The sequence below is a fragment of the Mycobacterium kiyosense genome, from assembly GCA_021654635.1.
Taxonomy (GTDB): Bacteria; Actinomycetota; Actinomycetes; order Mycobacteriales; family Mycobacteriaceae; genus Mycobacterium; species Mycobacterium kiyosense.
Window position 1 is genome coordinate 5,694,895 of record AP025179.1, and the last position, 25,548, is coordinate 5,720,442.

20 protein-coding genes and 5 pseudogenes are annotated in these 25,548 nt (G+C 67.3%); 16 read left to right on the plus strand and 9 right to left on the minus strand.

Annotation, left to right across the window (positions count from 1 at the left end):
* Positions 1 to 82 precede the first annotated feature (82 nt).
* Positions 83 to 838, plus strand: a complete 756-nt coding sequence (locus L6444_RS26765) for a DUF429 domain-containing protein (RefSeq protein WP_236978251.1) — start codon at positions 83 to 85, stop codon at positions 836 to 838.
* Here L6444_RS26765 and L6444_RS26770 read toward each other — a convergent pair.
* Entirely contained in the window at positions 792 to 1,457 is a 666-nt protein-coding gene (locus tag L6444_RS26770) for a TetR/AcrR family transcriptional regulator (RefSeq protein WP_236978252.1), read from the minus strand. The genes L6444_RS26765 and L6444_RS26770 overlap by 47 nt on opposite strands.
* A gap of 55 nt (positions 1,458 to 1,512) precedes the next feature.
* Here L6444_RS26770 and L6444_RS26775 point away from each other — a divergent pair, with 55 nt between their 5' ends.
* From L6444_RS26775 to L6444_RS26785, 3 genes are all read left to right on the plus strand, one after another.
* Positions 1,513 to 2,424 carry an alpha/beta hydrolase-fold protein gene (locus L6444_RS26775; protein WP_236978254.1) on the plus strand — a complete coding sequence of 304 codons (912 nt, stop codon included), beginning with the start codon at positions 1,513 to 1,515 and terminating at the stop codon, positions 2,422 to 2,424.
* A 71-nt stretch (positions 2,425 to 2,495) separates the two neighbouring features.
* Positions 2,496 to 4,079, plus strand: coding sequence for a gamma-glutamyltransferase (gene ggt / locus L6444_RS26780; protein ID WP_236978255.1), 1,584 nt, complete (start codon positions 2,496 to 2,498; stop codon positions 4,077 to 4,079).
* A gap of 193 nt (positions 4,080 to 4,272) precedes the next feature.
* The gene (locus L6444_RS26785; protein WP_236978256.1) at positions 4,273 to 5,838 is read left to right on the plus strand and encodes a serine/threonine-protein kinase; all 1,566 of its coding nucleotides are present in this window, start codon (positions 4,273 to 4,275) and stop codon (positions 5,836 to 5,838) included.
* A gap of 4 nt (positions 5,839 to 5,842) precedes the next feature.
* Here the strand turns inward: L6444_RS26785 and purD are convergent, their stop codons facing one another.
* On the minus strand, positions 5,843 to 7,111 hold the full coding sequence (gene purD / locus L6444_RS26790; protein ID WP_236978257.1) for a phosphoribosylamine--glycine ligase: 1,269 nt from the start codon (positions 7,109 to 7,111) through the stop codon (positions 5,843 to 5,845).
* A 94-nt stretch (positions 7,112 to 7,205) separates the two neighbouring features.
* Between purD and L6444_RS26795 the strand changes: the two are divergent.
* Positions 7,206 to 8,353 (plus strand): annotated as a pseudogene (locus tag L6444_RS26795) (peptidase M42).
* Here the strand turns inward: L6444_RS26795 and L6444_RS26800 are convergent.
* From L6444_RS26800 to L6444_RS26815, 4 genes and pseudogenes are all read right to left on the minus strand, one after another.
* Entirely contained in the window at positions 8,310 to 8,747 is a 438-nt protein-coding gene (locus L6444_RS26800) for a carboxymuconolactone decarboxylase family protein (RefSeq protein WP_236978258.1), read from the minus strand. The pseudogene L6444_RS26795 and the gene L6444_RS26800 sit on opposite strands and share 44 nt — an antisense overlap.
* Positions 8,747 to 9,635 (minus strand): annotated as a pseudogene (locus tag L6444_RS26805) (NAD(P)-dependent oxidoreductase). Before L6444_RS26805 ends, L6444_RS26800 begins: the two are co-directional and overlap by 1 nt.
* Complete coding sequence (locus L6444_RS26810) at positions 9,632 to 10,384, minus strand: SDR family oxidoreductase (RefSeq protein ID WP_236978260.1); 753 nt, start codon at positions 10,382 to 10,384, stop codon at positions 9,632 to 9,634. The pseudogene L6444_RS26805 and the gene L6444_RS26810 overlap by 4 nt, the downstream one beginning before the upstream one ends.
* Before the next feature lie 32 nt (positions 10,385 to 10,416).
* Positions 10,417 to 11,887 (minus strand): annotated as a pseudogene (locus tag L6444_RS26815) (aldehyde dehydrogenase).
* Positions 11,888 to 12,082: 195 nt separating this feature from the next.
* Here L6444_RS26815 and L6444_RS26820 point away from each other — a divergent pair.
* The 10 genes and pseudogenes from L6444_RS26820 (at position 12,083) to L6444_RS26865 (ending at position 21,204) form a co-directional block, all read left to right on the plus strand.
* Positions 12,083 to 12,745, plus strand: a complete 663-nt coding sequence (locus L6444_RS26820) for a TetR/AcrR family transcriptional regulator (RefSeq protein ID WP_236978262.1) — start codon at positions 12,083 to 12,085, stop codon at positions 12,743 to 12,745.
* The gene (locus L6444_RS26825) at positions 12,742 to 13,959 is read left to right on the plus strand and encodes a cytochrome P450 (RefSeq protein WP_236978264.1); all 1,218 of its coding nucleotides are present in this window, start codon (positions 12,742 to 12,744) and stop codon (positions 13,957 to 13,959) included. Before L6444_RS26820 ends, L6444_RS26825 begins: the two co-directional genes overlap by 4 nt.
* Positions 13,960 to 14,784 carry an SDR family oxidoreductase gene (locus tag L6444_RS26830; protein WP_236978266.1) on the plus strand — a complete coding sequence of 275 codons (825 nt, stop codon included), beginning with the start codon at positions 13,960 to 13,962 and terminating at the stop codon, positions 14,782 to 14,784.
* Positions 14,781 to 16,136 (plus strand): cytochrome P450, encoded by a 1,356-nt coding sequence (locus L6444_RS26835; protein ID WP_236978268.1) that lies wholly within the window; start codon positions 14,781 to 14,783, stop codon positions 16,134 to 16,136. Before L6444_RS26830 ends, L6444_RS26835 begins: the two co-directional genes overlap by 4 nt.
* A 12-nt stretch (positions 16,137 to 16,148) precedes the next feature.
* Positions 16,149 to 16,355: a ferredoxin gene (locus L6444_RS26840; RefSeq protein WP_236978271.1), complete on the plus strand. Its 207-nt coding sequence runs from the start codon at positions 16,149 to 16,151 to the stop codon at positions 16,353 to 16,355.
* A 1-nt stretch (position 16,356) separates the two neighbouring features.
* Positions 16,357 to 16,950, plus strand: a complete 594-nt coding sequence (locus tag L6444_RS26845; RefSeq protein ID WP_236978272.1) for a Cif family virulence factor — start codon at positions 16,357 to 16,359, stop codon at positions 16,948 to 16,950.
* A 125-nt stretch (positions 16,951 to 17,075) separates the two neighbouring features.
* The gene (locus tag L6444_RS26850; protein ID WP_236978274.1) at positions 17,076 to 18,404 is read left to right on the plus strand and encodes a protoporphyrinogen/coproporphyrinogen oxidase; all 1,329 of its coding nucleotides are present in this window, start codon (positions 17,076 to 17,078) and stop codon (positions 18,402 to 18,404) included.
* 8 nt (positions 18,405 to 18,412) lie between these two features.
* Entirely contained in the window at positions 18,413 to 19,441 is a 1,029-nt protein-coding gene (locus L6444_RS26855) for an LLM class flavin-dependent oxidoreductase (RefSeq protein WP_236978281.1), read from the plus strand.
* A gap of 209 nt (positions 19,442 to 19,650) precedes the next feature.
* Positions 19,651 to 20,780 (plus strand): annotated as a pseudogene (locus L6444_RS26860) (NDMA-dependent alcohol dehydrogenase).
* Positions 20,781 to 20,787: 7 nt separating this feature from the next.
* Complete coding sequence (locus L6444_RS26865; protein ID WP_236978282.1) at positions 20,788 to 21,204, plus strand: ketosteroid isomerase family protein; 417 nt, start codon at positions 20,788 to 20,790, stop codon at positions 21,202 to 21,204.
* A gap of 4 nt (positions 21,205 to 21,208) precedes the next feature.
* Here the strand turns inward: L6444_RS26865 and L6444_RS26875 are convergent.
* Together L6444_RS26875 and L6444_RS26880 are read right to left on the minus strand one after the other, a co-directional pair.
* A pseudogene (locus L6444_RS26875) lies at positions 21,209 to 22,638 on the minus strand (hypothetical protein).
* 102 nt (positions 22,639 to 22,740) lie between these two features.
* Positions 22,741 to 23,658 (minus strand): C1 family peptidase, encoded by a 918-nt coding sequence (locus L6444_RS26880; RefSeq protein ID WP_236978285.1) that lies wholly within the window; start codon positions 23,656 to 23,658, stop codon positions 22,741 to 22,743.
* A 38-nt stretch (positions 23,659 to 23,696) separates the two neighbouring features.
* Here L6444_RS26880 and L6444_RS26885 point away from each other — a divergent pair, with 38 nt between their 5' ends.
* Positions 23,697 to 24,101 carry an HIT family protein gene (locus tag L6444_RS26885; RefSeq protein WP_236978286.1) on the plus strand — a complete coding sequence of 135 codons (405 nt, stop codon included), beginning with the start codon at positions 23,697 to 23,699 and terminating at the stop codon, positions 24,099 to 24,101.
* A gap of 1 nt (position 24,102) precedes the next feature.
* On the opposite strand, the gene L6444_RS26890 is transcribed toward L6444_RS26885, so the two are convergent.
* A complete protein-coding gene (locus tag L6444_RS26890) occupies positions 24,103 to 25,512 on the minus strand; it encodes a sensor histidine kinase (protein ID WP_236978287.1) in 1,410 nt (469 codons plus the stop codon).
* Positions 25,513 to 25,548: the final 36 nt, after the last annotated feature.

Consider the following 25,548-nt stretch of genomic DNA (forward strand, 5'->3'; position numbering starts at 1 on the left):
CCGGCGATTTGATGCTGCGCTCAGGCCTGCGTTCGGTCCAGTGGGTTGCGCCCGCACCGCGGCGTGAAGGCAGGATCGACGAATGTTCTTCGGCGGGGTCGACCTGGCCTGGGCGGGCCGCAATCCGACCGGCGTCGCGGTGCTCGACGACGTCGGCACCCTGCTGACAGTCGGAGCGGTCCGCGACGACGCCGATGTGCTGGCCGCGCTGCGGCCCTACACCCAGGGCGATTGCCTGATCGGGTTCGACGCACCGCTGGTGGTGACCAACCCGACCGGTCAGCGCCCGGCCGAGACCGCGCTCAACCGCGACTTCCGCAGCTTCCAGGCCGGTGCGCACCCGGCCAACACCAGCAAACCGGAGTTCGCCCACGGCCCACGCGCCGGACGACTGGCCCGCATCCTGGACCTGAACCTGGATCCACGCTCGGGCGCGGCCCGCCGCGCGATCGAGGTCTACCCGCACGCGGCGACGGTGGCACTGTTTCGGCTGCCCCGGACGCTGAAATACAAGGCCAAACCCGGCCGCGACGTCGACGGGCTCAAGTCGGAGTTGCTGCGGCTGATGGACGGTGTCGAGTCACTCGCGGCGGCGCCGGTGCCGCTGCGGGTCGCCGGTCAGGCCGGTTGGGCCGAACTGCGGCGCTCGGTCGTGGCCGCCCGGCGCAAGTGCGAGCTGCGGCGCGCGGAGGACCCGGTCGACGCCGTCGTCTGCGCGTATGTGGCGCTGTACGCGCACCGGCGCCCGGCGGCCATCACCATCTACGGCGACGTAGCCACCGGCTGCATCGTCACGCCGTCTCTACCGGCAGACCTGGCTCCGGCGGCGCCAGGCTGATCCGAACCGGCGGCTGCTCGACCGGTGCGAGCACGTCGATCAGGTCGATCACGGTGGCCAGCGCCGCGGCCCGCGGGTCACGCCCCTCGACCAGCGCGGAAACCACCGAACCATCGACCGCGCAGATCAGCGTGCACACCAGCTCGATTTGGACCGCTCGCCCCGATCTTTCCACCGCTTCGGCCACCGCCTCCGCGCGTTGGCGCAGGCTGCGCCGCATGCTCTCCTGCAGCGCGGGCAGGCGGGTGCAGGCGATGTGCCGCTCGTACCGGGATATCAGCTGTTCGGCGAGCCCAGGACCGGACACGTCGCCCACCAGCAGGTCAACCAGCACCTCGGCGGTGGTCTCCGGTCCGCGCCGCCGCCGCGACAGGGCGTTGACCCGGGCCCGTAGCTGGGCCACCTCGATCATCCCGATGTGTTCGACCGCGCGGGCTATCAAGTCGTCGAGCGAGGAGAAGTAGTAAGTGGTGGACGCCAGGGGCAAGCCGGCCCGCCGGGCCACTGCCCGGTGGCGCACAGCTTCGAACCCGCCCTCGCCGAGCAGCTCGGCGGCGGCGCTCACAAGCGCGTACCGCCTGCGTTCCCCTTTGGGGGTCACTGCTGCTGTCACGCCCACCCATGCTGCCAGTCAAAGTGGTACTGCATTGCCATTTTAGCGAAACGGGCATGGCATGATGGCCCGCATGTCCGCCGTCAGCCGCCGTACCGTGCTGCGCCTCGGCGCGGGCGCGGCATGCGGTGCGGTCGGCGCATATGCGCTCGACATGCTCGTCCAGCCGCACCCGTCCGGCGCCGCCCCGATGTCCGGGAGTGGGACAAACGTTCCATTGGCCCCGGCACGTCCGCTGGATCCGGCTCCGTCCGGACAGGTGGCCCCGACGATGGTGACGGGTTCCTTCAACTCGGCCGCGCGGGGCGGGATTCCCACCAACTGGGCGATCGCGCGGCCGCCCGGTCAGACCAAACCGTTGCGGCCGGTCATCGCGCTGCACGGCAAGGGCAACGACGCGGCCGGCGTGATGGCCGGCGGCGTCGAGCAGGGTCTGGCCCAGGCCGTCAATGCCGGGCTGCCGCCGTTTGCCGTGGTCGCCGTCGACGGCGGTGGCAGCTACTGGCACAAGCGCGCCTCCGGCGAGGACTCCGGCGCGATGGTGCTCGACGAGTTAATCCCGATGCTGGGGGGCCAGGGCCTGGACACCTCGCGGGTGGCGTTCCTGGGCTGGTCGATGGGTGGCTACGGTGCGCTGCTGCTGGGCGGCCGCCTGGGGCCGGCCCGCACCGCGGCGATCTGCGCGGTCAGCCCGGCGTTGTGGACGTCGGCGGGAGCGGCCGCACCCGGCGCTTTCGACGGCGCCGACGACTTCGCGGCCAATTCGGTGTGGGGCATGCCGACGTTGGGTTCGATCCCGATCCGCATCGACTGCGGCGACAGCGACCCGTTCTATGCCGCGACGAAGCAGTTCATCGCCCAGCTGCCCAACCCCCCGGCGGGCGGGTTCTCTCCGGGTGGGCACAACGGCGGTTTCTGGAGTTCGCAACTGCCGGCCGAGTTGACCTGGATGGCGCCGATTCTGACGGCGTGAGCTGGTTTCCCCCAAGTGACCGGGCTGCAATCTGCCGTGCGTGGTTTCGCGGTGGCGTTAGGCTCGTGTGAGTGAATGCACCGTTCAGCTGGGACTTCCCGTACGCGTGGCCGCGGATGCCGGTGCTGGCCGCCAACGCGGTCTGCACGTCGCAGCCGCTGGCCGCCCAGGCCGGGCTGCGGATGCTCGCCGACGGCGGCAACGCGGTCGACGCGGCCATCGCCACCGCCATCACACTCACCATCGTCGAACCGGTGTCCAACGGCATCGGATCCGATGCGTTCGCCATCGTCTGGGACGGCGGCCAACTGCACGGCCTGAACGCGTCCGGCCGTTCCCCCGCGGCGTGGACACCCGAATACTTTGGCGGACAAGGGGTCCCGGCGCTGGGCTGGAACGCGGTGACCGTGCCGGGTGCCGTGTCGGCCTGGACCGAGCTGCATGCAAAGTTCGGCCGGCTTCCGTTCGATCGGCTCTTTGCGCCGGCTATCTCCTACGGTCGCAACGGTTTTCTGGTCTCGCCGACGGTGGCGTCGCAGTGGCAGGCCCAGGTTCCGCTGTTCGCCGACCAACCCGGATTCGCCCAAGCGTTCCTGCCCGGCGGCCGGGCACCGAAACCGGGGGAACTGTTCAGTTTTGCAGACCATGCCGCCACGCTGGAGCGGATCGCTGCGACCGGTGGTGAGGCGTTCTACCGGGGCGAGTTGGCCGAAAAGCTTGCGGCACACTCGCGCGCCAACGGCGGCGCGATGCGGGCCGACGACCTGGCCGCGCACCGCGCCGACTGGGTCGGCACCATCAGCGCAGACTATCGCGGGTACACGCTGCACGAAATACCGCCCAACGGTCAGGGCATCGTCGCACTGATCGCACTGGGGATCCTGGAAAACTTCGACTTGTCATCGCTGCCAGTCGATTCCGCCGACAGTGTGCACCTGCAGATCGAGGCGCTGAAGCTGGCGTTCGCCGATGCCCAGGCTTACATCGCCGATCTCGACCACATGGTGGTGCCCGCCGGGCGGTTACTCGACCGGGATTATCTGAAACAACGTGCCGCGTTGATCGACCCCAGCCGGGCTCGGGACGCCACCGCCGGGACACCAAGGGGCGGAACCGTTTACCTGACGGCGGCCGACTCCGCCGGACTGATGGTGTCGATGATCCAGTCCAATTACCTGGGCTTCGGTTCTGGCGTGGTGGTGCCCGGTACCGGCATATCGCTGCAGAATCGAGGAGCGAATTTCACTGCAGAACCGGGACATCCGAACCAGGTTGGTCCGGGTAAGCGCCCGTTCCACACCATCATCCCCGGTTTCGTGACCAAGGACGGCGCACCGGTGATGAGCTTCGGGGTGATGGGCGGCCCGATGCAGCCGCAGGGCCATGTGCAGGTGCTGGTCCGCATCGCCGACTACGGCCAGAACCCGCAGGCTGCCTGCGACGGCCCCCGGTTCCGCTGGGTGCAGGGCCTGCAAGTGAGCTGCGAGACCAGCTTTCCCGCAAAGACTCTCGACGAGTTGGGCCGGCGCGGGCACGAATTGCTCACCACCGACGACTACAACTCTTTCGGTAGCTGCCAGGCGATCTGGCGGCTCGACGACGGGTATCTTGCGGTCAGCGATCCGCGCCGCGACGGCCAGGCCGCCGCATTCTGACCCCGCAGCAGCCTCGATCGGACCGCGCTTCTCGTTTTGCCCGCACTCCCCGACCGAGGTCCGTTCAGGTCAAATTCAAAGGTGAACAAATGGTGAACTGCGGGTAGCTCGGTAGTAAATCGCAGGTGACGGCCATACACTATCCGCAGGCCAGCGACGGAGCCGGTCTGACATGGGTACGGGAGAGAGTTCGATGGTTGGGATAGCTGACATGACCCCTGGCGGCAGGTTGACTGCCGGTGAGGTGTTTGCCGACTACACGATCGTCCGGTTCTTGGGATCCGGCGGGATGGGCGAGGTCTACCTCGCCGAACACCCCCGGCTGCCCCGGCGTGAGGCGCTCAAGATCTTGGGCGGCGAAGTCTCCGCCGACGACGACTACCGGCGCCGCTTCATCCGAGAGGCCGACCTGGCGGCCGAACTCTGGCATCCGAACATCGTGCGCGTCAACGACAGAGGCGAGTTTCACGGACAGCTCTGGCTCGCAATGGACTTCGTCGACGGATCCGACGCGGCGACGCTGGTGCGGGAGCACTATCCGGTCGGCATGCCGGCAGATCAGGTGGCCCCGATCCTGTCGGCGATCGCCCGCGCCCTCGACTACGCCCACGAACACCATCACCTGATGCACCGCGACGTCAGCCCCGCCAACATCCTGCTGACCAAACCACAGCACGACAATCAGCGAATCCTGTTGAGCGACTTCGGAATAGCCCGCAGCATCAGCGACACCAGCGGCCTGACCGCGACCAACATGACGATCGGCACATTTCCCTACGCCGCGCCCGAACAGCTCACCGACGAGCCGATCGACGGACGCGCCGATCAGTACGCATTGGCGGCCAGTGTCTACCATCTGCTGACCGGATCGCCGCTGTTTCCGCACACCAACCCGGCGGTCGTGATCGGCCGCCACCTGAGCGCGCCGCCTCCCAAACTCGCCGAAACCCAGCCCATGCTGCGGGTTTTCGATCCCGTGCTCGCCGTGGCGCTCGCGAAGGATCCGGCCGATCGCTTCGCCCGCTGCACCGATTTTGCCGAAGCGTTCATCCGCGCCACCAGAACCGGCCGACACCCGGCGACGTCGGTTTCCACCATGCCCAGACCGCTGGCCATCAGACCGGCGAAAGCCGCGCCAGCCACGGATGCGGATACCGATAGCCCGCAGCGGCGCGGCAGTGGGTGGGCGGTGCTTGCGGCGGCATCCGCGGTCATCGGATTGACCGCGATAGCCGCCAGCGGCGGGCAACCGGAGGCCGGCAGGACCGCCGACGGGCAGAATACGCCGTCGGTGGCGTCCCCGGTTGCGGCGCCGCCGCAGCACCAAGTCGCCGAACCACCACCCGCCGCGCCTCCCGCGCCTCCCGCAGCTCCCACCCCGCAAGCGGCACCATCGCCGGCACTTCCCGCTGCGGCCGCGCCGGCTCCGCGAGCGCCGGCGGGGCTACCGAAACCACCGGCCGCGCCGGCACCCGCCGCCAAGCCACCGGTCGCGCAACCGCCGGCGCCGCCGCAACCGCCGGCCAACCCCGACCAGACCTACCTGAATCTGGTCTCCGGAATTCCCGGGGTCACCGTCACCGACCCCTCCGTGGCGGTGACCACCGGCCGAAACCTGTGCACGGTCCTGCAGAACGGCGGCAGTCCGAGCGACGCCGCCAACGCGACCGTCAACAACAACGAAGGAATCACACCCGCGCAAGCCGCCGCCGGAGTCAACGCGGCCATCACCGTGTACTGCCCGCAGTATCAGCGGTAAGGACTTAGACGCTGATCTTGCCCTCGGCCGCCCGCTGGCCGATGTCGGTCCGGAAATGGCTGCCCGGCAATCGAATTGAGTCCAGAATGTGGTAGGCATTTGCCCGCGCCTCGGACAGGTCGCTGCCCGTCCCCACCACCGAGAGCACCCGCCCGCCGGAGGAGACCACCGCGCCGTCGTCACGCCGCGCCGTCCCCGCGTGCAGGACGCCGTCCGCCTCGGATCCGGTCACGACGTCGCCGACCCGGGGCCGGCCCGGATAGTTCTCGGCGGCCAGCACCACCGTCACCGCGGCGCCGTCGTGCCAGCGCAGTTCGCCGAACTCAGCCAAGTTGCCACTGCCGGCGGCATACAGCAGCTGCCCCAGCGGTGACTCCAGCAGCGCCAGCACCGCTTGGGTTTCCGGATCGCCGAAACGGCAGTTGAATTCGACCACCGCCGGCCCGGCGGGCGTGATCGCCAGCCCAGCATACAACAACCCAGTGAACGGGCTGCCTCGCCGAACCATCTCGGCCGCAACGGGTTTCACGATCTGCTCGACGATCTCACGGTAGACGGTGTCGGGCAGCCAGGGCAGCGGCGCGTAGGCGCCCATGCCACCGGTGTTGGGACCGGTGTCCCCGTTGCCCACTCGCTTGAAATCCTGGGCGGGCAGCAGCGGCACCACGGTGGCGCCGTCGACCACACAGAACAGCGACACCTCGGGGCCGTCGAGGAACGTCTCCAGCAAGACCGGGTGCCCCGACTCGAGCAGGGCCGACGCATGCGCGCGGGCGACGTCACGGTCGGCTGTCACGACCACACCTTTGCCGGCCGCCAGCGAGTCGTCCTTGACCACCCACGCGGGTTCGCCGACCGGCGGCCCGAACCGGCCCAGCGCCGCATCCAAATGCGCTGGGTTGTCCACGATTTCGCTGGACGCGGTGCGCACCCCGGCCGCAGCCATCACATCTTTGGCGAACGCTTTGGAGCCCTCGATCAGCGCGGCACCCTTGCTGGGACCGAAGCAGGTGATGCCGGCGGCGCGCACCGCATCGGCCACCCCGAGCACCAACGGCACCTCGGGACCGATGACCACCAGGTCGGCTTCGACCTTGCGGGCCAGCGCGATGACCGCCGCCCCGGAGGTGATGTCGACGTCGTGCTGCTCGGCCAGCCGGGCCGTGCCGGCGTTGCCGGGCGCCACACTGAGCCCCGTCACCTGCGGGTCCCTGCTGAGGGCCAGCAGCAGGGCATGTTCACGGGCACCGGAACCGATCACCAGGACGCGCACGAGAGGTCAGACTAGCCGCAACCCGGCGGCCAGTCTTTTCCAGCGCATATCTGCTGACGCGGACGGGTAGCCACTGCCCGGAGAAGGAGGCGGGATGACTCAAGACGACGGCGCCGTCGACGACTTGCTGCAGGAACTGCTGTGGACCTACGGGCCGTGCGGTCAAGAGGACGCCGTGCGCGCGGTCTGCGCCCGCGAACTCCAACCGGTCGTCGACGACATGTGGGTGGACGAGGCCGGAAACCTGATCGGGTTCGTCGGCGCCAGCGCGCAGTCCGGGGCGGGCGGCCACCGGGGGAAACAGCCGGGGGCCCGCGGGACCGCCACACTCGTCATGGCGCACCTGGACGAGCTGTCCATGCTGGTCAAGCGGGTGGAACCGGACGGCACGCTGCACGTGACCCAACTGGGCGTGATGTATCCGGGCAACTTCGGCCTCGGACCGGTCGCCGTGCTGGGCGACCAGGAAACCTTCACCGCCGTGCTCACCCTGGGCTCCGAGCACACCACCAAGGAGAGCCCGCGGATCTGGGAGACCAAACCCGATCAGGGCGATCGGGCGCTGGACTGGCAGCACGTCTACGTGTTCACCGGCCGCACCCCCCGAGCAACTCGCCGCCGCCGGAGTACACGCCGGCACCCGGCTGTGCGTCGACCGCAGCAAGCGGACGCTGGTCGACGTCGGCGACGACTACATCGGCTCGTACTTCCTGGACGATCGCGCCGCGGTGCGGGCGCTGCTACGCGCCGCCCAGCTGCTGCGCGCACCGGACCGACGTCCCACCGCCGACGTGTACCTGGTGTTCACCACCAACGAGGAGATCGGCGGCGTCGGTGGCAGTTATGCCAGCGCGACGCTGCCCGGCACCCTGACCCTGGCGCTGGAGGTCGGCCCCACCGAGCGGGAGTACGCGACCAGTGTCACCGGGGGGTCCGATCGTGGGCTACAGCGACGCCCTGTGCGTCTACGACAAGGACGTCGCCGACCGGTTGATGCAGACCGCGAGCGCCCGGGGACTCTCACCCCAACCGGCGGTGCTCGGCGCTTTCGAGTCCGATGCCTCGCACGCGAAAGCCAACGGTTTGACGCCGCGCGCCGGGCTGCTGTGCCTGCCCACCCTCAGTACCCACGGATTCGAGGTGATCGCCCGCTCCGCGATCGAGGACATGGCCGGAATCGTCGCCGACTTTCTGACGCTCAGTCCCGCGTCTTGCCCGAGTGCATCTTCAACGCATCGTTGACGTTGCCCTTCTTGTCCTCGGCGGCGCCCTTGGCCGCGGCCTTCCTGCGCTTGGCCACCACGGTGTCGACGGCGCCGTTGAACGCCGAGCCCAGCGGGAAACCGAGGTAGTGGGTGAGGAACAGGGCCATCTCCTTGAGTTCGGTCTCGTCGAGTTCGCCGTTGAGCAGCGCAGCGTTGATCTGGATCTCGGCCAGGTCGCGGCTGCCCAGAGCCGTCACCGCGGTCAGGGTCATTATGCGTTTGTCCCGCATCGACAGCCCCGGCCGAGTCCAGATGGAGCCGAACAGGTGGTCGACGGTGAGGTCGAAGTAGGCGTCGCCCTCGATGTTGGGCATCTCCCAGCCGTAGACCTCGTTCATCTTGTCGAGACCCTTGCGGCGTAACTCGTCCATCAGGCTTCCTTCTGTGTGTGCGGGGCCTGTGCTTGCCCGACCTGTGTGTGCGGGACACCGAGCGCGGCCCCGAGCCGATCGAGCGCCAGCCTGGCCAGCGGTAAGTCCACCGAAAGCGAGTCCGCCAACGCCAGGGCCAGGCTCAGGTCCTTCTCCCCGAGCTCCCGGGTGTGGGTGAACCCGTCGTACAAAAAGTGGCCCGGCTCAAGGTCTTTCGCGTCATCGCGGTACATGATCGACCCGGCCCCGCCGGTCAGCTTGTCGGTGTGGCGCACCACCGCGCCCAGATCCTGCAGATTCAGCCCGGCGGCGTCGGCCAGCTTCCACGCCTCCCCCTACCGCCGCCCACGTGGTGAAGGTGATCATGTTGCGGGCCAGCTTCATTCGGGTACCCGCACCGGGCGGTCCGGCATGCACCACCAACTCCGCCCAGTGTTCGAAGGGTTCCTTCACCCGGGCGAAGACCTCGTCGCTGGCGCCCACCATGGTCGCCAGTTGACCGAACCGTGCGGCCCGCCCGCCGCCGCTGACCGGCGCATCGATCACGTGAATGTTCTGCGGTTCCAGCTCGTTGGCCAGCTCTTCGGCGGTGCTCTGGCTGATCGTGGAGTGAATGGCGATGATGGTGCCCGGTTTGGCATGTGCTGCAAGCTCGCTCACCACGCTGCGCACCTGTTCGTCGTTGAGCACGGTGACGCTGATGATGTCGGCGCCGGCGACGTCGGCGAGGCTGTCCGCCAAGATGGCGCCGCGTTCGGCCAGCGGGGTCATGGCCTCGGGCCGGATGTCGTAAATCGTCAACCCGCCGGGCCATTCGACCATCTTCTTGGCCATCGGCGTGCCCATGTTGCCCAGGCCGACGTAGCCCAGCTTCAGCTGCGAACTCATGACCGGATGATCTGTCCGCCGTCGACGTTGAAGATCTGCCCGGTGATCCAGGATGCCTGATCGCTGAGCAGGAACAGGCACATACCCACCAGATCCTCCGGAGTCCCCATCCGGGACAACGGAAGTCCCTTCACGATGTCCTGCACGATCTCCTGGGGTGTGGTGGTGCGATTGGCCTCGGTGTCGATGGGGCCGGGCGCGATGGCGTTGATCCGGATGTTCTGGCCGCCCAGTTCCCGCGAAAGTTGTTGCGTCAGACCGTTGATGCCGACCTTGGCCAGACCGTAGAAGTTCGCGTACAGCCACGCCGCGGTGGACGACTGATTCACGATCGCCCCGCCGCCGCGCTTGGCCATCTTCTTGTAGACGGCGCGGGTGCACCACAGGGCCCCGTCGAGGTTCACGCTCATGAACCTCCGGTAGTACTCGGGGTCGACGGTGAGCAGGAAGTCCAGCTTCATGCCGCCGAAGATCGCGGCGTTGTTCACCAGGTAGTCGATGCCGCCGAACTCGGCCAGGGTGCGGTCCGCCATCGCCTTTGCCGACGCCGGGTCAGACACGTCGACCGGGACACTGATGGCGGTGCCGCCGTCGGCGACGATCTGTTTGGCCACCGCATCGGCCGCCTCGGCGTTGATGTCGGCCACCACCACGGCCGCGCCCTCCCGCGCCAGCGCCTCGACGTACGCTTGGCCGATGCCACCACCGGAACCGGTGACGATCGCAACCTTGTTCTCGAACTGTCCCACGCGGTGCTCCCTCTGATTCGCTCTAATTCGCTTTAATTCGCTGCCGTCGCAATAAGTTTGATTTCCAGGTACTCCTCGAAACCGGCCAGGCCCATCTCGCGGCCGTTGCCCGACTGCTTGTAACCGCCGAACGGCGCGTCGGCCGAGTACCAGACGCCGCCGTTGACGTTGATGGTGCCGGCCCGGATACGCGCGGCGACGCCGGCGGCCCGGTCCGGGTCGGCGCCGTACACGGTGCCGGACAAGCCGTACGGGGAGTCGTTGGCGATGCGCACCGCGTCGTCGTCACCGTCGTGGGCGATCACGGTGAGCACCGGCCCGAAGATTTCTTCCCGCGAAACCTTCGCGTCGTTGCCCAGGCCCGCGATCACGGTCGGTTCGATGAAGAAGCCGACGTCGCGGCCTTCCGGGCGGCCCCCGCCGCAGGCGAAGGTTCCTCCTTCGGCGATCGCCGAGTCCAGGTAGCCCTGCACCCGGTCGCGTTGCCGGGCCGAAATCAGCGGTCCGCAAATGGTTTTCGGGTTGGTGGGGTCGCCGGCCCGGATCCCGCCCATGGTGGCCGCCGCGATGGCGACCGCCTCGTCGTAGCGGGCCCGCGGCACCACCAGCCGGGTGGTGATCGCACACCCCTGCCCGGCGTGCATGCACACCGAGAAACCGGCCACCCCGGCGGCGGCACCCAGATCGGCGTCGTCGAGCACCACGAACGCCGACTTGCCGCCGAGTTCGAGGAAGACCTTCTTGATGGTGGCCGCACCGTCGCTCATCACGCTGCGTCCGGTGGCGGTGGAGCCGGTGAACGAAACCATGTCCACCCGAGGGTCTTTGGCCAGCATCGCACCCACACCGTGGTCGCTGGAGGTGACGATGTTGACCACGCCGGGCGGAAAATCGGTGTGCTCGGCGATCAGTTCGCCGAGCACCGCCGCGCACCACGGGGGTGTCGGGCGCCGGCTTGAGGACGACGGTGTTGCCCGCGGCCAGGGCGGGTCCGAGCTTGGCCAGGTTGATCTGGTGCGGGAAGTTCCACGGGGTGATAGCGCCGACGACACCGACCGCCTCCCGGGCGATGGTGCGTTTGGTGGGGATGCCCATCGGCGCCGCCAGGCCCAGATCCTGTTGCCATTCATAGGATTCGGCGGTGTCCGCCGCGAAGGCGAGGTCGTTGACCGGCCCTTCCAGCTGTGCCATCGAGGTGAGCATCCGGGGCGCGCCGACCTCGGAGATGGTGATATCGCGCAGTTCTTCGATGTGCTGTTGCATCGCCTCGCGCAGCTGCCGCACGCAGCGCACCCGCAGTTCGGTGTTGCGCGACCAATCGGTGTCGTCGAAGGCCCGGCGGGCAGCTTCGATGGCGCGGTCCATGTCGGCCGCGTCGGCGTCGGCCGCCACGCCCAGCACCTCTTCGGTGGCCGGGTTGAGAGTCGGGAATGTTCCCGCCCCGCCTTGCGTCAACTTGCCGTCGATGAACAAAGCACTTGCGCCGTCGGCCAACAGGGCCATCTACCACTCCCACCAGAGTTCAGACTGAAATGGACAACTGTCCGATATTCTCGTTTCGAACCATAGCCCTCAGGTCCGCAGCAGGGCAAGGCCCGATCCCGTCGGGCTTTCGTCGACATCCCGATAATCTATCTTGACGTGCATATTCGCCTGGAGACCTTGCTTCCCGCCGTGCTGATCCTCTAGTTTGGACATGTGTCCAGCGATGCTCTGGCGACCACGCCGGTGACAGCACCGGCGGCGGCCCAGCCCCAGCCCCCGGCGGGGAGAATGCCGCGCAACCGCCGGCAGGAAGAGACCTTTCGCAAAGTGCTGGCCGCCGCTATGGAGACGATGCGGGAGAACTCGTTTGCCGACCTGACGGTGCGCATGGTGGCGGCGCGGGCCAAGGTCGCCCCGGCGACCGCCTACACCTACTTCTCGTCGAAAAACCATCTGATCGCCGAGGTGTATCTCGACCTGGTCCGGCAGGTCCCCTACTTCACCGACGTCAACGACCCCATGCGCACCCGGGTGCAGCAGGCGCTGCGTCATCTGGCGCTGGTGGTCGCCGATGAACCCGAAGTCGGCGCTGCGTGCACGGCAGCCCTGCTCGGCGGCGGCCCCGACCCCGCGGTGCGCGCGGTTCGGGACCGCATCGGCGCCGAGATCCATCGGCGCATCGCCTCGGCGATCGGGCCCGGCGCCGAACCGGGCACCGTGGCTGCGTTGCAGATGGCGTTCTTCGGCGCCCTGGTGCAGGCCGGCAGCGGGGAAATCACCTATCACGAGATCGCCGACCGGTTGGCCGGAGTGGTGAGCCTCATCCTTGCCGGGGCCGGCTCCGGTAACAGTGCCGAAAAGGGCGGTGACGCATGACCATTCACGTGGGTGGCCCCGAATTGGTGCTGGATCCCTACGATTACGACTTCCACGAGGATCCGTACCCCTACTACCGGCGACTGCGCGACGAAGCCCCGCTGTATCACAACGCCGAACTGGGCTTCTGGGCCGTGTCCCGGCACAGCGACGTGCATCAGGGATTCCGCAACAGCACCACCCTGTCCAACCGCGACGGCGTCTCCCTGGACCCGGTGTCCCGCGGGCCGCACGCGTCCAAGACGATGTCGTTCCTGGCCATGGACGACCCAGCGCACCTGCGACTGCGCACCCTGGTGTCCAAGGGCTTCACCCCGCGCCGAATCCGCGAATTGGAGCCCCGGGTAACCGAACTCGCCGTGCAGCACCTCGACGTCATGCTGGAGAAGTCCGGATCGGAAACGGTCGATTATGTCGCCGAGTTCGCCGGCAAGCTGCCGATGGACGTGATCTCGGAGCTGATGGGCGTGCCGGTGGCGGACCGCGACAACATCCGGGCCATGGCCGACGGAGTGATGCACCGCGAAGATGGCGTCACCGACGTGCCCGCCTCGGCGATCGAGGCGTCGATCAATCTGATCGTCTACTACCAGGGGATGATCGCCGAGCGCCGTAAGAAACTGACCGACGACCTGACGTCGGCGCTGCTGGAAGCCGAGATAGACGGCGACCGGCTCACCGACGAAGAAGTGCTCGGGTTCATGTTCCTGATGGTGATCGCCGGCAACGAGACCACCACCAAACTCCTTGCCAATGCCGCGTTCTGGGGCCACAAGTATCCCGATCAGCTGACGCCGGTGTATGACGACCTGTCCCGGGTGCCGCTGTGGGTCGAGGAGACCCTGCGCTACGACACGTCCAGCCAGATCCTGGCCCGCGTCGTCTCCGGGCCGCTGGAACTGTACGGCACCACCATTCCCCAGGGCGAGGTGATGTTGCTGTTGCCCGGCTCGGCGCACCGCGACGAACGTGTCTTCGACAATCCCGACGACTACGTGATCGGTCGCGAGATCGGGTCCAAATTATTGAGTTTCGGCAGTGGCGCGCACTTCTGCCTGGGCGCGCACCTGGCCCGGATGGAAGCCCGGGTCGCGCTCACCGAACTGTTCAAACGAATCCGTGGATACGAAGTCGACGAGGCCAACGCCGTCCGCGTCCACTCCAGCAATGTCCGCGGCTTCGCCCACCTACCCATGACCGTGGAGGTTTCCTAGATGCCCCGCTTCGATCCGCACCCCGCCCGCCGGCCCGCCATCGTGGCGGGCGCGTCTTCGGGCATCGGTGCGGCCACTGCGGTCGAGCTTGCCGCACATGGCTTTCCGGTGGCGCTCGGGGCACGCCGGGTGGAGAAATGTCAGGAGATCGCCGACAAGATCCGCGCCGACGGTGGCGAGGCCGTCGCGCTGCCCCTCGACGTCACCGACCCGGAGTCGGTGAAGAACTTCGTCCACCAAGCCACCGAACAGCTTGGCGACATCGAGGTGCTGGTCACCGGCGCCGGCGACACCTACTTCGGCAAGCTGCACGAAATCGACACCGAGGCTTTCGAATCGCAGCTGCAGATCCACCTGATCGGGGCGAACCGGTTGGCCACGGCCGTGCTCCCGGGCATGATCGAACGCCAGCGCGGCGACCTGATCTTTGTCGGATCGGATGTGGCGCTGCGCCAGCGCCCGCACATGGGCGCCTACGGCGCGGCCAAGGCCGCACTGGTCGCGATGGTCACCAACCTGCAGATGGAACTCGAGGGCACCGGCGTGCGGGCCTCGATCGTGCACCCCGGTCCGACCAAGACGGGAATGGGCTGGAGCCTGCCCGCCGAACTGATCGGCCCCGCCCTGGAGGACTGGGCCAAATGGGGCCAGGCCCGGCACGACTATTTCCTGCGCGCGGCCGACCTGGCCCGCGCGATCACCTTCGTCGCGGAGACCCCGCGGGGTGGCTTCGTGGTCAACATGGAGCTGCAACCCGAAGCGCCGTTGGCCGCGACGAAGGAACGCCAGCAGCTCAAAGTCGACGAGAAAGCGTTGAACAAATGACCGCGACAGTTAGTGTGCCCCGGGTTTCCGGCGGCGAGGAAGAACACGGCCATCTCGAGGAATTCCGCACCGACCCGATCGGGCTGATGCAGCGGGTCCGCGACGAGTGCGGCGACGTCGGCTGGTTCCAGCTGGCCGACAAGCACGTCATCCTGCTGTCCGGCGCCCAGGCCAACGAGTTCTTCTTCCGTTCCAGCGACGAGGAGCTCGACCAGGCGGCCGCCTATCCGTTCATGGCGCCGATCTTCGGCAAGGGCGTGGTGTTCGACGCCAGCCCCGAGCGGCGCAAGGAGATGCTGCACAACTCCGCGCTGCGTGGCGAACACATGAAAGGGCACGCCGCCACCATCGAGGACCAGGTGCGCGGAATGATCGCCGACTGGGGCGACGAAGGCGAAATCGACCTGCTCGACTTCTTCGCCGAGCTGACCATCTACACCTCGACCGCCTGCCTGATCGGGGTCAAGTTCCGCAACCAGTTGGACAGCCGATTCGCCCACTTCTACCACCAGCTGGAGCGCGGCACCGACCCGCTGTGCTACGTCGACCCGTACCTGCCGATCGAGAGCTTCAGGATCCGCGACGAGGCGCGTGTCGGCCTGGTGGCCCTGGTCCAGGAAATCATGAACCAGCGAATCGCCAACCCGCCCAAGGATAAATCCGACCGCGACATGCTCGATGTGCTGGTGTCGATCAAGGACGAGGAGGGCAACCTGCGGTTCTCCGCCGACGAAATCACCGGGATGTTCATCTCGCTGATGTTCGCCGGGCACCACACCAGCTCCGGTACCTCGGCGTGGACGCTGATCGAGCTGATCCGCCATCCCGACATCTACGCAGAGGTACTCGCCGAGCTCGAGGAGCTCTACGCCGACGGTCAGGAAGTGAGTTTCCATGCGCTGCGCCAGATTCCGAAGTTGGACAACGTGGTCAAGGAGACGCTGCGCCTGCACCCGCCGCTGATCATCCTGATGCGGGTCGCCCATGGCGAGTACGAGGTCGAGGGCTACCCGATCCACGACGGCGACTATGTCGCCGCGTCGCCGGCGATCTCCAACCGGATTCCGGAGGACTTCCCCGACCCCGACGAGTTCAAGCCGGACCGCTACAACAAACCGGAACAGGCCGACATCGTCAACCGGTGGACGTGGATTCCGTTCGGCGCCGGACGGCACCGCTGCGTCGGGGCGGCCTTCGCACAGATGCAGATCAAGGCGATCTTCTCAGTGCTGTTGCGCGAGTACGAGTTCGAGATGGCGCAACCGGCCGACAGCTACCACAACGACCACTCGAAGATGGTCGTGCAGCTGGCCCGGCCGGCCAAGGCCCGCTACCGCAAACGCGGCGCGTAGGGGTTGCAGCGCATGGGCTTTCGTATCGAGGTTGATCTGGACCTGTGCCAGGGCCACGCCATGTGCGAACTGGAGGCACCGGACTATTTCCGCGTGCCCAAGCGGGGCAAGGTCGAGATTCTCGACGCCGAGCCGCCCGAGGACGCCCGCGACGAGATCGAGCGAGCTGTCGAGATGTGCCCAACCCAAGCACTATTCATCAAAGAGAAAGAAGATTGACATGGCTTCACATCCTCGTGAGCAACTCGAGGCCTGGGTCGAGCGGTGGCTGGAAGCCAACCGCCTCGCCGAGCGGGAGGGCGATTGGAAGCCACTGGCCGACTTCTACGCCGACGACGCGACCTACGGCTGGAACATCGGGCCCAAAGAGGACGTGATGTGCGTGGGCATCGACGAGATCCGCGACATCGCGCTGGGCCTGGAGATGGAAGGCCTGGAAAACTGGCAGTACCCGTACCAGAAGGTTCTGATCGACGACAAGCAAGGCGAGATCGTCGGCTTCTGGAAGCAGATCGCCACCGACGCCGACGGCACCACCTCGGAGATCTACGGTATCGGCGGCAGCTGGTTCCGGCTCAACGCCGACGCGAAGATCGAGTGGCAGCGCGACTTCTTCGACTTCGGGCACGTGCAAGCGCTCTACCTGGATTTAATGAAAGCCGGCAAGTTGTCTCCGGGCATGCAGAAGCGGATCGAGCGCAGCCTGGCCGGGGAGAAGCTGCCGGGCTACTACCCGCTGGGTAAGGCACCCCCGCCCCGATCTGGTGAGGGCCCTGCCTTGCCCGCCGGCGCGGGCAAGAGCTGTTACAGTTAACGACCGTTCCCGTCAGAGAAATTGCATGACGCGACGAGTTCCCTGCTGGGAACAATGTCGTCCGGCCCGCACGAACGATCGTTACGGACGGCCGAGGCGTCGCGTCCGTTCGGAAGGAGCGGCGGGTGGATCGATCCGCGGTGGTCGTCGGCGCAGGATTGTCCGGACTTGCAGCGGCCCATCGTCTGCGGCAGGCGGGCCTGCAGGTCGTCGTCCTCGAGCGGGCCTCACGCCCCGGCGGGCTTGCCCGCACCGAGATGCACGACGGCTACCTGATCGACACGGGTCCGGATCTGATCAACTCGAGCTTCACCCGCTATCTCGACCTGGCCCGCGAGGTAGGGCTGGGCGACCGGATCGTCCCCAGCAGCCAAGTGGTCGACGTGCTGCGCGACGGGCACGCGGTGACGGTCGACCGCAGCCGGCGACTGGCATTGGCCACCAACCCGGTGCTGTCGGTGCGCGGCAAACTCGCCCTGGCGTCCGGATATCTGCGGCTGCTGCCGCGGCTGCGGCGGCTTGACCCCTATGCGCTGACCGATCACGCCGCGTCGGATCATGGGACCGCCCACGATCTGTGCGGCGACTACTTCAACGACGAAGTGACCGAGCAACTGGTGGATCCGATCCTGCGGGGATTCGCGGGCACCGGCACCAAGAACGCCAGCGCCCTGTCGGTGCTCGCCGCCTTCTCGATCGGGACCAAGCCGATGCTGGCGCTGCAGGGTGGCATGGCAACTCTGCCCGAGGCCCTGGCCGCGCGCCTCGACGTCCACTACCAAGCCGAAGTCACCTCGGTCGAGGAAACCCGCGACGGCGTCGCCGTCGGTTTCCGGGCGAACGGCAGTGTCACCAACGTCGAAGCCGGCACCTGCGTACTCGCGGTGCCCTACCACCAGGCGATTTCGCTGTGGCCCGCGCTGGACGACGCCGGAGGCGATTTCGGCCGCAGCCTCAAAGACGTTCCGCTGCTGAGCATTTCACTCGGATATGCCGCACCGTCGCCCACGCGCTCGTACGCGGTGCTGGTGCCGACCAAGGAATCCCCGGAGGTGTTGTTGGTGATGATGCAGCAGAACAAGTCGCCGGACCGCACGCCCCCCGGCAAGACACTGGTCACGCTGTACACCGAGGCCTCCGTCACCGCGAAGATGCTGCAGCGCAGCGATTCCAGGCTGGTGGACTGGGCGTCGGGATTCGTCGAGAAGTATTACCCGAGCCTTCGGGGGCACCTCGAGATGTCCACCGTGGCCCGCTGGCCGCACACCGGCTATTGGCCCTCGCCGGGCTACTGGAAGGGGATCGCCGATATGCGTGCCCGTCTGCCGAAGGGCAACATCCACACCACGAGTACCCTGTTCGGCTCCGGCGGCATGGAGCGCGCCGTGCTCGGCGGGCAACGCGCGGCGGACAGGGTGCTGCGCAGCGCCAAGCTCGAGATCGGGGCCGCATGAAACTCGGGGTGACCTTGCCGAGCCGGGTCGGGTCGATGGCCAACGTCAGCGCGCTGGCCGGCCTGGCCGATGCCGCCGGATTCGACGCGCAGTGGTCCTACGAGGTGTTCCGCAACCCGCTGTTGGTGACCGCGGCAGCAGCGATGTCCACCAGAGTCTCGCGCGTGGGCACCGGGATTGTCGCGGCGCTGTCCCGCAGCCCGTTCGACCTGGCCAACTCCGCCGCCGATCTCGACGACCTGTCCGGCGGACGGATGATGCTCGGTATCGGTACCGGAGCGCCCGAAGCCCTGCGCGCATTCCACAGCACCCACGGCGAGAGCCCCATCCCCCGCATGCGCGAGTACCTCGACGTGCTGCGGCGGTCCTGGGAATACCTGGCGACCGGCACCGCGCAACCTTTCGAAGGCGAGCACTTCAGCTTCCGCCCGCCGCCGATAAATCCTTGGGGTGCAAGGGAAATGGTGCGCGCGCAGATCCCCGTCTATCTCGCGGCGATGAGGCCGCACATGCTGCGCCTGTGCGGCAGCCGCGCCGACGGGTGGATCGGCTACTTCTACACCCCCGAACTGCTCGACTCCCACGTCCGCCCGCATCTTGCCCAAGGCGCGGCGAAAGCAGGGCGCGGCGACGTCGACATCGAAGTCTGCGTCGAGATGGTCTGTTCGATATCGCCAGATCGCGAGCTGGCGATGATGCGCGCTCGCCGCCAGGTCGGGTTCTACGCCGTCCATCCGATCACCGACTCGCTGCTGACCCAATACGGACTGATCGACGACGTGTGGGAGTTGCGTAAGCGGTTCCGGGCGCAAGGCGTGGACGCTTTCGCGCACACCAGCGACCGTCTGGTCGAAACGCTCTCGGTCACCGGCACACCCGACGAGGCCCGGCAAAAGCTGGCGGCCTACCGCGGCCATGTCGATCTGATGATGTTGCACACCCCGTACGTGCCACCGCTGACCGTCGACGACGCGACGGACGCGTTTTCCAACATCGTGACCACGTTCGCGCCGGGAAGGGTGGACGGCGCCTGCTGACTCGGCCGTCGTTCGGCCGATGCCAGGCGGCGACGACCCGTCTTGATACCAGCGCCCTCCCTACCGGTTGGTGGACCCCCCGGCTGTTTACGCACCGGTGACACAAGTCATAATGGTCGGCGAATGAGAACACGTTCTAAATCGTCATCCGGCCGCGGCCGGACCCTTTCACCGGCATTCGGGTCAGGGCTCGTTAGTGGAGGTCCTTCGTGAAGACAAAAGGCGCACTGATCTGGGAGTTCAATCAGCCCTGGTCAATCGAGGAAATCGAGATCGGGGACCCGCAGGCCCACGAGGTCAAGATCCAGATGGAAGCCGCCGGCATGTGCCATTCGGATCACCATCTAGTTACCGGCGGCATCCCGATGGCGGGCTTCCCGGTGCTCGGCGGCCACGAGGGCGCCGGCATCGTGACCGAGGTCGGGCCCGGCGTTGAGGACATCGCCCCGGGCGACCACGTGGTGCTCTCCTTCATCCCGTCCTGTGGGCAGTGTCCGACCTGTCAGGCCGGCATGCGCAACCTGTGCGACCTAGGCGCCGGCCTACTCGGTGGCGCCGCCGTGTCCGACGGCACCTTCCGCATCCCAGGCCCGCGGCCAGAACGTCTTCCCGATGACGCTGCTCGGCACGTTCTCGCCGTACATGGTCGTGCACCGCAGCTCGGTGGTGAAGATCGACCCGTCGATCCCCCTTCGAGGTCGCCGCCCTGGTGGGCTGCGGCGTGACCACCGGCTACGGTTCGGCGGTCCGCACCGCCGACATCCGGCCGGGCCAGGACGTCGCGATCGTCGGCGTCGGCGGGGTCGGTATGGCCGCGCTGCAGGGCGCCGTCGCCGCGGGTGCGCGCTACGTCTTCGCCATCGACCCGGTGGAGTGGAAGCGCGACCAGGCCCTGAAGTTCGGCGCCACCCACGTCTACCCCGACATCAACGCCGCGTTGATGGGCATCATGGAGGTCACCTACGGCCTGATGGCCCACAAGGTGGTGGTCACCGTCGGCGAGCTGCAGGGTGCCGACATCGACAACTACCTCAACATCACCCAGAAGGGCGGCACCTGCGTGCTGACCGCCATCGGCAGCCTGCTGGACACCAACGTCAACCTGAACCTGGCGATGCTGACCCTGATGCAGAAGAACCTGCAGGGCACCATCTTCGGTGGCGGCAACCCGCAGTACGACATCCCGCAGCTGCTGTCGATGTACAAGGCCGGCAAGCTCAACCTCGACGACATGGTCACCACCCAGTACCGGCTGGAGCAGATCAACGAGGGCTACCAGGACATGTTGGACGGCAAGAACATTCGCGGCGTCATCCGCTACACCGACGCCGACCGGTAGGTCCACCATGACGCAAACCGCGCAATCCCCGGCACTGACCGCCTCCCAATCGTCGTGGCGCTGCGTGCAGGCTCACGACCGGGAGGGCTGGCTGGCCCTGATGGCCGACGACGTGGTGGTCGAGGACCCGATCGGCAAGTCGGTCACCAACCCGGACGGCACCGGGGTCAAGGGCAAAGACGGCGTTGCGGCGTTCTACGACACCAACATCGCCGCCAACCAGCTGACGATCACCTGCGAGGAGACCTTCCCGTCCAGCTCGCCCAACGAGATCGCCCATATCCTGGTGCTGGACAGCCAGTTCGAGGGCGGCGTCACCAGTTCGGTGCGCGGGGTGTTCACCTATCGCGTCAACGACGAGGGACTGATCGAGAGCATGCGCGGCTACTGGAATCTGGACATGATGAAGTTCGGCCAGGAGTGAGTCGCTAACCGATCCGGCCCAGTCCGGTGATATTGCCCTGCATGATCTTGTTGTCCATCAACACCATCGACGCCGTCTGAATCGGGTCGCTGAGGATGGTCGCCGACTTCGGTTGCTGATGAAGCAATTTGCCGGTGTTGGGGTCGATGACGGAATAGGCGAAAATGTCCAGCGGCGTGGTCTGGTCCAGCCCGATCCGGGTGATCGTGTAGATCAACCCGTCCCCGGTGGACAGGTGCGGCAGCGCCGCGCTGCGAACCTTGCTCTCCCACACCGTATGACACCCCGGGTTGTCGACGTCGACCCGGGTCATGCCCCCCCACGAACGGAGCCGTCGCCGGTACGGCCGGACCGGCGTTCGCCGGCACCTGCGGGTAGGGATAGCCGTATGTGCTGGCGATGAACAGCGAATTGCCCACTCCGATAGGCGAGTTCTCGCTGCCCGGTCCGCCCTGGGTCAATACCGGTTGCTGACAGATCGGCACTCCGGTGCCGGCTTGGTAGACCAGGGCGTGCACCTGCGTGTCGGCGTTGTCGACAATCGTCAGGTAGTCGGCCCCGTTGGGTCCGAAATACGTTGGGGTGGAACCAGTTCCCCAACTCAGCTGGCCGGGCTTGCGTGCCGAGCCCCGATCGTAGGGTTGTCTCCACACCTGCTGCCGGGGTACCGCCGCCACCGAGGTCTATCTCGTAGAGCGCGAAGGTGGTGGCCACCGCGATGTGGTTCTGCGGTGAGGCCGAAATGCTGTTCGCCACTTGCTCTCCGGCCGGCAGTTGCAGACTGGCGACGCCGCCGCCGATCTTCGCCACCCCCACCACGCCGTTGGCCGTGGCGAACCAGACGTTGCCCTGGTAGTCGGGAACCACGCCAACGGAGCTGTCCCCGGCCGGGATCACGCCCGAAAGGTCGGTGGACTGGGTGACCTGCAGATGCCACGCACCGCGCTCGTCCCGGTTGTGCGCGATGCGTAGCAGGTGGTTGGTGCCGTCGATCAGCACCATCTGGTTGTTGTTGTCCAGGTAGGCGTAAACACCGCCCAGCAGACCCCCTTTGGCGATATCCATGCTGGCCAGTGGGATGACATCGGGCAGGATTCCGCCGGGGTTGATCAGATGCAGCACCGGCGCCTGTGCGGTGATCGTGGTACACAGCGCCAGCACCAGGCCGTCGGTGCCCTGCGTGATCGTCGGGCAGGCCGCCAGCAACGGGAAGGCGAAGACAGGCACCAGCCGGGCCCCCGGGCCGGGCAACGGACCCGCGTCGGCCGATCCGGCGTCGTTGTGCATCGACGCGATACCGTTGGGCGCCATGAACGGATTCGGCGGCGCCAGTGGCCCGAACGCGTCGGCGGCCCGTGCCGGGGTGATCAGGGACATCGCGCAGGCGGTCACCAACGCCACCGGAATCGCCAGCAGCGCTTTGGGAAACCGCACCAAGGTCCCCTATCGTGAGTTGGGTCACCTGGGATTCTGGCGTGGTTCGGGAACGACACCGCAACGGTGCGTTAACGATTCGGCCTCACCGGTTTAGCAGCGCTAAGCGTTGTGCGGTACGTACACTCCGATGCCCTGGGACATCCGCTGCAGCGTGTCATAGGCGATCCACACGAATCCCTGGTCGCCCCACCGTTTTCCGAAGCTGTTCTGCACACGGACCGCCGACAGGTGGTCGTCGTAGGCGGTGACGAGCATGACGTGGCCGGCCTTCTTGCCGGTGCTGTCGTGCATCCATTGCCCGTTTCCCACGTAGGGCGAGGGCTTGGCGCGGTAGTGCGGGAAGTCCGAATAGAGCCAGACTCCGAAGGCGACCGGCATGCCGTTGGCGACGACGGTCCGCAGATTGTCCAGACCGGCCGGCCCGGTGATCTTCGTGGTCTTGTGCTCAGGGATGCGGAACATCGGGTCGGGCGCGATGGTCTGCGACCCGTAATCCGCCCAGTTGGCGGCACAGGACGACGTGGCTTTCCGCCGGCCGAGGTTCGGTGCCGCCTGCAGCGACGGGGTGCCGCCGTTGTCGCGCAGCCAGTTCAGGCACTTGACGATCTGTCCTCCCTCACAAGTGTTTTCGGCAATCTTGTTGGCCTGCTGATAGCGGATGTAGGCGTAGTCCGGCCCGGCCCGGCGGGCGGGTGTGGTGGGCGCGATGTTGGACTTGCGGGCGGCATAGAAAGTCGCCAGCCCGTACACGGTGGCCCACACGAAACAATTCGGCATGGTCTGGCGGCCCACCGGGGGTAGCCACTCGGTTCGTACCGACGCTTTGGCCGGCAACTGACCGCGCCGCTCGGGCCGCTCCGGGTTTCCGGGCTCGGGGACGTCGGGGTCGTAGCCGTAGGCGGTGAGGTCGACGGGTTCCTCGTCGTCGGCCGCGTCACCGCAGCCCGGCAGCGCCGCGGCGGCTGCCGTAGCGGCCGCCAGCGCCAGCATCGAACGTCTGCCGAACCGTGCCTCCATCCGACTGACCCTAATTCGGCCCCACCTATGCTGGGGCGATGGCATCGATCTTCACCAAGATCATCAACCGTGAAATCCCCGGTCGCTTCGTCTACGAGGACGACGACATCGTCGCGTTCCTCACGATCGAGCCGATGACGCAAGGCCACACCCTGGTGGTGCCGCGCGACGAGATCGACCAGTGGCAGAACGTCGACCCCTCCGTGTTCACCCGGGTCATGGAGGTGAGCCAGCTGATCGGCAAGGCCGTGACCAAGGCGTTCGACGCCGACCGCGCCGGGCTGATCATCGCCGGACTCGAAGTGCCGCACCTGCACGTGCACGTGTTCCCCGCCCGCGATCTCAGCGATTTCGGCTTCGCACACGTCGACCGCAATCCGTCGGCGGAATCGCTGGACGAGGCGCAGGCCAAGATCAAGGCGGCGCTGGCCGAGTTGGTGTGATCTAACCGACCTGCGCCGGCACCTCGCTGATCCGCGGCAGCGCGACGCGGAAACAGCACCCCTGCCCCGGCGCGGTCGTCACGGTGACCCGGCCGCCATGCGCCTTGACCAGCGAGTCGACGATCGACAGTCCCAGCCCGGTGCCGCCGCTGGCGCGCGCCCGCGACGAGTCGGTGCGATAGAAGCGCTCGAAAATCCGGTCGGCATCCTGCTGGCTCATGCCCGGCCCCTGGTCGGCGACCTCGAGGACGGCGTCGTCACCCTGAGTGCCGACCCGCACCGTGATGTCGGCGGTGTCCGGGGTGTGCTGAATCGCATTGGCGACCAGGTTGCTCAGTACCTGGCGCAGCCGCGGTTCGTCGCCGAGCACTTCGGGGGTGCCAGGACCGTCGAGAACTTCCATCGTGATGTTGCGTCGGGGGCCCATCGCGCGCCCGTCGTGCACGGCGTCGCTGGCCAGCGCGAGCAGATCCACCCGATGGCTCTCCAGCGGCCGTTGCACGTCCAGTCGGGCCAGCAGCAGCAGGTCCTCGACCAGCAGACCCATCCGGCTGGCTTCACTTTCGATGCGCGACAGCAGCATGGACACGTCCGACGCGGCGCCCTGCCGGTACAACTCGGCAAACCCGCGAATAGTCGTCAGCGGGGTCCGCAGTTCATGACTGGCGTCGGTGATGAAGCGGCGCATCCGCTCCTCGGAGGTGCGGGCCGTCTCCGCCGAAGCCTCCGAGGCGGCCAGCGCTTCCTGAATCTGGGCCAGCATCCCGTTGAGCGCCGACGACAGCCGGCCCACCTCGGTACGAGGGTCGCGTTCGGTGACACGTCGATCGAGCTGTCCCCCGGCGATGGCCGCCGCGGTCTCCTCGACCTCGCCCAGCGGACGCAGACTGCGATGCACGACGGCGAAACTGGCGATCCCCACCACCACCAACACCACCGCCCCGATACCGACCTGCAGCCAGACCAGCGCCCGGACCGTGTGGTCCACGTCGGACAGGTCGATGGCCACGGTGGTCAACCCGCCCTGCGGACCGTGCACCGAGACCACGCGCCACTCGATGTCGGAGTCGCTGACCGAGGGCAGCGTCGTGGGATTGGGGCCGACATCGTTGTCGGCGGGCAGCGCCGGCTCGGCATTGCGGTCGTTGATCGCCGTCATCGTCTTGCCGTCGGGGCTGATCGCGCGGACGTAGAACTTCGACGGCGGACGGGCTGGGTCGGGACCGTCGGCGGTGGGCGGATGTGCTTCCACGGCGGCCTGCGCCCAGCTGCGGGTGGCGTCCATCAACGCCGAGTCGATGCGGCTGATCAGGCTGTGCCGCAGGATCGAGGTGACCGCCACGCCTGAAGCCAGCAAACCGCACAGCACCAGCGCCAGGGTGGCCGCAACCAAACCCACCCGCAACGGCACGCCGCGCCGGTATCTTCTGGCCGTGCCGGCCCGGGG